Source organism: Coleofasciculus sp. G3-WIS-01 (assembly GCF_040223135.1).
GTDB lineage: Bacteria > Cyanobacteriota > Cyanobacteriia > Cyanobacteriales > Coleofasciculaceae > Coleofasciculus.
The window spans coordinates 39,523-45,804 of record NZ_JAVJZI010000028.1 but is presented as its reverse complement, the minus strand read 5'-3'; the positions used below and the strand labels follow the sequence as shown (position 1 = coordinate 45,804).

The window sequence follows — 6,282 nt, the reverse complement described above, 5'->3', positions numbered from 1 at the left end:
ATCAACGTCCAGACTATCAACCGAGATACTCTCTCTAACTTACCCACTTCTGTACCTAGAGCGATCATCTGACTTGAGCAAGGATGCAAGCCGGGGTTCCCCACGCGCCAACGACAAACGGTGCGATCGCCTGTTCCCTTCTGGTCAATTCAATCATGCGATCGCAGGTTCCCTTGCAGTCAATTCCATCATGCGATCGCTCTCTTATTCCCAGCAAGCGCCAATTTTGTTACCTCCCCTTCAAGGGGAGGGTTAGGGAGGGGTCGCGTCAAGGTATTGCTTTGTTGATTAAGTTTTGGGCGACCCGATGCTAGGCTGGTTTTGTTTGTGTAGCTGTGGTTCAACCCCCTAACTAATAATCAATACATTTACCAAAAATGCTGACCCAATCTTCTCAACCCTTACGTCAATCTCTCATTCCTTCCCTGATTGCCCTCCTCTGTATCATCGCCATAGGGGGGTTGCAAATTCCCCAACTCAATCAGCTCCAAGGCAGGGGCAAAACGCCCTCTCCCACAGAACTGCAACGCCAAATTGAAGCCGAAAAGGTGCGCCTAAATCTCCTCGAAAAAGTACCAACATTCGGATTTGATAACCTCTTAGCCGATTGGGTTTTTCTCAATTTCCTGCAATACTTTGGGGATGATGAAGCTCGCGATGTCACCGGCTATCAACTGAGTCCCGAATACTTTGAAGTGATTCTAGCCCGTGACCCCCGCTTTTTAGAAGCCTACTTTTTCCTCTCAGGTAGCACATCCCTCTATGCGGGTATGCCAGATCGATCAGTAGAACTGATGGAAGAAGGACTCCAGCAGCTTTCCCCCCAAGTTCCCCCCAAATCCTATTACATCTGGCGCTATAAGGCAATTGACGAACTGTTATTCCTGGGTGACGCCCAAGCCGCCCGCCAATCCTTTGAGAAAGCCGCAGAATGGGCAAGCACATATCAAGACGAAGAAAGTCAGTATGTTGCCTCAATTTCCCGCCAAACCGCCCAATTTCTTGCCCGCAATCCCTTAAGCAAATCAGCCCAAGTCAGTGCTTGGTCAATGGTGCTACAGAACGCCCTAGACGATGGCACTCGTCAGCGTGCCATTAATCAAATTGAAGCACTCGGCGGTAAAGTTGTCACCACCCCAGAAGGTGCTGTGAAAATTCAACTCCCAAGCAGTGATTAAAGTTTGCAGGGGAGCTCTTGAAGCAATGTTCCAGACGTAAGGCGTGGAACTATGGCGAGGCGAGGGAGCAAACAAAGGACACTTCAGAATATACTGCTCACGATCTGCTGTGCGATTATGCCTAACCCATAGCCAACCAGAGAAAAGACAACCAACACACTGAAAGCTTGCCATTCGCCAAAGTTGGCAACTTGCAAATCTAACCGCACTAACGCCCCGGCTGATAGCAGCACCAGAATCCGGACAAAAACATGTATCCAGCACAGAATCAGCACTGCCAAAAAAGCGCCCACAATCACGGAGATAAAAGCGCGGGTATCTGACTTGAGCCAACTGCTATAAACGCTCTGAATCAGCGTCAGTGGGGCAGTTAGGGCTAAATCGATAAACACGATATATATTGCCCCCATCAGCCACAACACCCAAGGTCTATCTGCATCTGCGATTAACTTTGAAGCCGCGATCAACCAGCCAAAGACGCAATGGGTGGCGAACAAGATCGATAAGGAAGTCCAAGGCAGTTTTTTGACAAACAACATAGCCCTAGTGGCGTGGCACACCGACTTTAGTGGATGACGCTTACGCCTGGAAACTTTAGGGGCGCAAAGGATGGTGCCCAACTTAACCGTAAATCTATTCCACCATTTTAGCTGAACCGCGCCACCAGAGCCTCGGTTGGCGTAATCGCCGTTAGTCTTGGGGAAGACGCCAATTTATTCTCCTCATCTCGCCTCACAAGCAAACAGGACAATTGGCTACGATCAAGTTCACAACCAATCGCTGATCGAGATCGCAATCCTCATGCGGGTTAATTTTGCATACTAGCTAATGACTGAACTCTAGCCGAGTCATCAATAGGGAACACACAAACAGCCGACAGGTTCTCCCCATAGAGACTGTCGGTTTTTTATACTTGATCATCAAGTATTTGTCAATACATTATTGAGGATTGGTGAGATGAGGCGGTGATTGGGACAATTGGGAATCTTATGATCAAAACGCTTCCCCATCCCGAATTCCGAATCCCGAATCACCAATCCTGAGGTAACCTGATGACCAAGAACCTCGTCAAAAGTCAGGACATCGATTGAATGATGTAATCAAAATAAGGAGCCGCTTCCATAGCATCTTCCTGACTCAGCAATTCCAAGGAAGCATTTTTGAGGCAACGAATCGATTCAACCATTCCGGCGACAGGGACGCCGAGAGAGTTATACATCTCCTTGACCCCAATCAAACCAATTTTTTCAATCGGTTCCTTGTTTCCAGCCAGAACACCATAGGTAATCAATCGCAAATACCAACCGTAGTCCCGTAGGCATAGCGATCGCTGGCGCTCCCCATAAGCATTGCCTCCTGGTGAAATGAAGTCAGGACGCTTTTGCCATAGCTGCTTACTCGCTTCCTGAACAATTTTCTTTTCATTTTCTGCTAGGGTGGAAGCGATACGCATCCGCTGCTCACCCGTCTGCAAAAAGGTTTTAATACCCATCAGTTCACCGGAGCTGGGGTATCGCAGCTCGTCGTCGGCTTTGAGGATAACTTGGCTAACTACGCTCATCTTATTGGGTTAACTTAGATAACATTTGTAGTTTAGCGACTCTAGACCCCACAAATAAAGTCAGTTGATCGAAAAGTATTCACAAATCTACATTTTATGGATCACGATGTCTCCCTGTACCCCCATCCTCCTGTCTCCCCTGATCAGTGGCAACAAGGTCAATTGGTGGAAGTGACGATCAAAGACCTAAATGATAGTGGCGATGGTGTCGGACGGTTGGGGAATCGAGTCGTTTTTGTTCCTGATACGGTAACCGGGGATCATGTCCGAGTCAGACTATTGCGCGTCAAAGCCAATTACGCGATCGCGAAACTCCATCAACTTCTCGAACCCTCTCCCCATCGTATCCGCCCCCACTGCATCGTGGCGGATAAATGTGGCGGTTGTCAGTGGCAGCATATTGATCCCCAGTATCAGCGATCAGTCAAAGAAAATCTGATAGAGCAAGTATTAACCCGTATCGGCGGCTTCACCTCAATCGAGATCGCCCCGATTTTAAGCACTGATTCTCCCTTAGCTTACCGGAACAAAGCCACCTATCCGATGCAGCGATCGCCAACGGGTCAAGTTCAAGCTGGGTATTACCAGAAAGGAACCCATCAACTGATTAACCTGAATCAATGCCCCGTTCAAGATGCTCGTTTAAATCCCCTGTTAGCCCAAATCAAGCAGGATATTCAGCAACAAGGTTGGTCAATCTATAACGAAAGCCGTCATCAAGGACGATTGCGTCACCTGTCACTCCGGATTGGACGCCGAACCGGGGAAATGCTTTTAACCTTAGTCACAACCGATGCCAACTTAACCAATCTGGAAACTCAAGCCCAAACCTGGCTCAATCGCTATCCTGACCTGGTGGGTGTTTGTGTGAATGTGAATCCCCACCGTACCAATGCCATTTTCGGTGATCAAACCCATTGTGTCCTAGGTCAACCGTATCTGCGGGAGATATTCGCAGATTTAGAGTTCCAATTAAGACCTGATACCTTTTTCCAGGTCAACACCGAAGCCGCAGAAGCCTTGTTTAATGTCATTCGGCAAAAGCTGGCACTCCAAGGCACTGAATATCTGGTCGATGCCTACTGTGGCATTGGTACATTCACCCTACCCTTAGCTAAACAGGTGCAGCAAGCATTGGGGATCGAAGTGCAAGGGACAGCCGTGGAGCAAGCCCAAATTAATGCCCAGATTAATGGTATTACCAATGTCACGTTTAAGATGGGAACGGTGGAAACCGTGCTGCCGCAACTGGGGATCACTCCAGATATCGTATTACTTGACCCGCCACGCCAGGGCTGCAATCCCCAAGTCATTGAAACCCTGCTTTCAGTTCTCCCTCAACGCCTTGTCTACATTAGCTGCAAGCCAGCCACCCTAGCACGGGATCTTAAACGTCTCTGTCAGTCGGGCGGCTACCAATTAACCTACATTCAACCGGCGGACTTGTTTACCCAAACCCCTCACGTTGAGTGCGCGGCTTTCCTGGAAAAACAGGAGGGATGAGGGAGTTATCAGTTATCAGTTATCAGTTATCAGTTATCAGTTATCAGTAATCAGTAATCAGTTATCAGTTATCAGGAGCTGGGGGAGCTGGGGGAGCTGGGGGAGTTAACTCAGAATTCTACCTTACCTGTTCACTGTTCACTGTTCACTGTTCACTGTTCACTGTTCACTGTTCACTGTTCACTGTTCCCTAACGAATAACGAATCAATCTGCCCTCATTTAAAACAAAGCTCTGGTATTTGAATGAGAGTTTGGATACAATAGTAGATAAAGTACATTGTCAGTTACTAATTCAGAGAAAAACTACCCCCTGAGAGGCAAATTTGACCTATAATACCACAATCTACCAATCAATCAATGGGCAGTAGTTGAAATTATTCACCACAACCATAAGAAGCTCACCAACCTGCTGACGTAGCGAGAAACTCAAGATTGAGCATGAGGATTCGACAAAATTTAGATCAGCGAATTCAACGATTAGGGTGCCAGTATACAAAATCTGGACGAACCTTTATGATAACTCATACCTGAGTGTGGAGCGTCTGGTTTGAGAAAAATGAGATCGGCAAACGCGGCTATAGACCGTGTCATGTATCCAGTCCACCAACGAAAAGCTAGGGGTTTTTTAAGTGATTGCTGTATCATCTTTGCGCCCAGTTGAACGCAACTGGGGAACAATTAGCTTTGCTTCTACCCTTTACCTTTGCCCAATTCTCGACATACTTGTGGAACAAATTCCGCGCAAGTGGCGACCGGAGATCCGACTCGGACTCCAAGAGGCATTAGTAAATGCGGCAAAGCACGGCAATAATTTAGACCCAAGTAAGACCGTAATGGTTCACTTTAGTGTCATCAATGACGAATATTGGTGGATCATCTCAGATCAAGGCTCCGGCTTTTCTCCGCCTTGTCGTCAAGGGGATGCTGACGAGAGTTTGCCCCATGATGAATCAGAAAATGGTAGAGGGTTATGCCTGCTCTACCACATTTTTGATCAAGTTCACTGGAATCCTCAGGGAACTGAACTGCGACTGTGCAAACACATGAAGAGTCGATCAAGGTTACCCTTGATTCCCTAGCGATCGCGATTTCCATGGGTCGGGCAAGGGGGGGCACAGATCGAGCGATCCAGCCATCCTGACGCCTGACGCAACCGCGCTAGAGCTTCCTCTGGCTGTTCTTTGAGCAAAAAGACTAAAGCCGCAGCCGCTTGCTCCTTGGCTCTAGCTGGGCGGTTTGACTTTAATCGATGCCAATCTTGGGGCGTAATCCCTAAACGTTCTGCCAAGGCTTGGGCAAGTTCCAGGGTACTGGCGTCCTTGAGACTATCGGTTTTAGTATATTGCATCGGTCTAGGTATAAGTTTGTTAAGCTAATCCCACGGCTGAAGCGCCTGGGGTCTTGTGTTTGATTGTATCTATTTTTTTTCACCCATTGATTGATCCCTTCTTCTGTTATGAGTGCTGATTCTGATCCCAATCAGCAAAATCCAGATGCTGACGAGTTTGAGCAAGCGTTATCTGAGGTTGAGCAATCGCTTTTGGCTCTCAAAGAGCGCTATGCACAAGTCCAACGGGATCAGCAGCGACAAGCCCAGCTTCAGCACCGTCGCGAGCAAATTAGAGGCTCTGGGCGTCAAATCCGTAACCAACCCGCCTTGAAAGCTGAACTCCGGCAAATTCAAGAGCAGCTTGAAACCATTGAACTGAATTTAGAGAGCCAGCTTTTTTCCTGGAGTGCTTTTAAAGAACCCTTTTGGCAAGCCGTTCGCTTCGGGGGACTGGGGATTGTGATCGGCTGGTTGCTCAAATCTTGTGCAGGTTAATCGGTAGGGGCGACCCGCCTGCATCGATTAACAACCCCATCCGCTCACTTGTCTCGGGTCGCCCTTGGCTCATCAATTGTCTCGGGTCGCCCTTTTTTCCTTGCCAATTGACGCCCAAACCCTTCAAAATAGTTAACAGACCGCCAAATCTGCCCGGATTTATCATTGCAGAGCCTGAAGGATTGATCCACACCAAGGCAGTGGAGATATCTAT

At 48.1% G+C, this 6,282-nt stretch carries 8 protein-coding genes; 5 read left to right on the top strand and 3 right to left on the bottom strand.

Annotated features, from left to right (window positions below; genetic code table 11):
• Together RIM23_RS02990 and RIM23_RS02985 are read left to right on the top strand one after the other, a co-directional pair.
• Window positions 1-256: hypothetical protein (locus RIM23_RS02990; RefSeq protein WP_446364325.1), on the top strand; the 256-nt coding region annotated here is incomplete at its 5' end.
• A 121-nt stretch (window positions 257-377) separates the two neighbouring features.
• Window positions 378-1,178, top strand: coding sequence for a hypothetical protein (locus RIM23_RS02985; protein WP_446364323.1), 801 nt, complete (start codon window positions 378-380; stop codon window positions 1,176-1,178).
• Window positions 1,179-1,261: 83 nt separating this feature from the next.
• Here the strand turns inward: RIM23_RS02985 and RIM23_RS02980 are convergent, their stop codons facing one another.
• Together RIM23_RS02980 and RIM23_RS02975 are read right to left on the bottom strand one after the other, a co-directional pair.
• On the bottom strand, window positions 1,262-1,675 hold the full coding sequence (locus RIM23_RS02980; RefSeq protein WP_446364321.1) for a hypothetical protein: 414 nt from the start codon (window positions 1,673-1,675) through the stop codon (window positions 1,262-1,264).
• A 578-nt stretch (window positions 1,676-2,253) separates the two neighbouring features.
• Window positions 2,254-2,739, bottom strand: coding sequence for an allophycocyanin (locus RIM23_RS02975; RefSeq protein ID WP_446360278.1), 486 nt, complete (start codon window positions 2,737-2,739; stop codon window positions 2,254-2,256).
• Window positions 2,740-2,835: 96 nt separating this feature from the next.
• Between RIM23_RS02975 and rlmD the strand changes: the two genes are divergently transcribed.
• Both rlmD and RIM23_RS02965 read left to right on the top strand, forming a co-directional pair.
• Complete coding sequence (gene rlmD, locus RIM23_RS02970) at window positions 2,836-4,242, top strand: 23S rRNA (uracil(1939)-C(5))-methyltransferase RlmD (RefSeq protein ID WP_446364319.1); 1,407 nt, start codon at window positions 2,836-2,838, stop codon at window positions 4,240-4,242.
• A gap of 633 nt (window positions 4,243-4,875) precedes the next feature.
• A complete protein-coding gene (locus tag RIM23_RS02965) occupies window positions 4,876-5,322 on the top strand; it encodes an ATP-binding protein (RefSeq protein ID WP_446360311.1) in 447 nt (148 codons plus the stop codon).
• On the opposite strand, the gene RIM23_RS02960 is transcribed toward RIM23_RS02965, so the two are convergent.
• Window positions 5,319-5,591 (bottom strand): DUF6439 family protein, encoded by a 273-nt coding sequence (locus tag RIM23_RS02960; protein ID WP_446360276.1) that lies wholly within the window; start codon window positions 5,589-5,591, stop codon window positions 5,319-5,321. The genes RIM23_RS02965 and RIM23_RS02960 overlap by 4 nt on opposite strands.
• Window positions 5,592-5,699: 108 nt before the next feature.
• Between RIM23_RS02960 and RIM23_RS02955 the strand changes: the two genes are divergently transcribed.
• Window positions 5,700-6,068 carry a DUF2203 domain-containing protein gene (locus tag RIM23_RS02955; protein ID WP_446364317.1) on the top strand — a complete coding sequence of 123 codons (369 nt, stop codon included), beginning with the start codon at window positions 5,700-5,702 and terminating at the stop codon, window positions 6,066-6,068.
• The last annotated feature ends 214 nt before the right edge of the window (window positions 6,069-6,282 follow it).

What these genes read in the sequence shown, in the direction of transcription:
- RIM23_RS02960 (WP_446360276.1), bottom strand. Translation starts at nt 5,591, where the DNA reads ATGCAATATACTAAAACCGATAGTCTCAAGGACGCCAGTACCCTGGAA.
- RIM23_RS02985 (WP_446364323.1), top strand. Translation starts at nt 378, where the DNA reads ATGCTGACCCAATCTTCTCAACCCTTACGTCAATCTCTCATTCCTTCC.
- rlmD (WP_446364319.1), top strand. Translation starts at nt 2,836, where the DNA reads ATGGATCACGATGTCTCCCTGTACCCCCATCCTCCTGTCTCCCCTGAT.
- RIM23_RS02955 (WP_446364317.1), top strand. Translation starts at nt 5,700, where the DNA reads ATGAGTGCTGATTCTGATCCCAATCAGCAAAATCCAGATGCTGACGAG.
- RIM23_RS02975 (WP_446360278.1), bottom strand. Translation starts at nt 2,739, where the DNA reads ATGAGCGTAGTTAGCCAAGTTATCCTCAAAGCCGACGACGAGCTGCGA.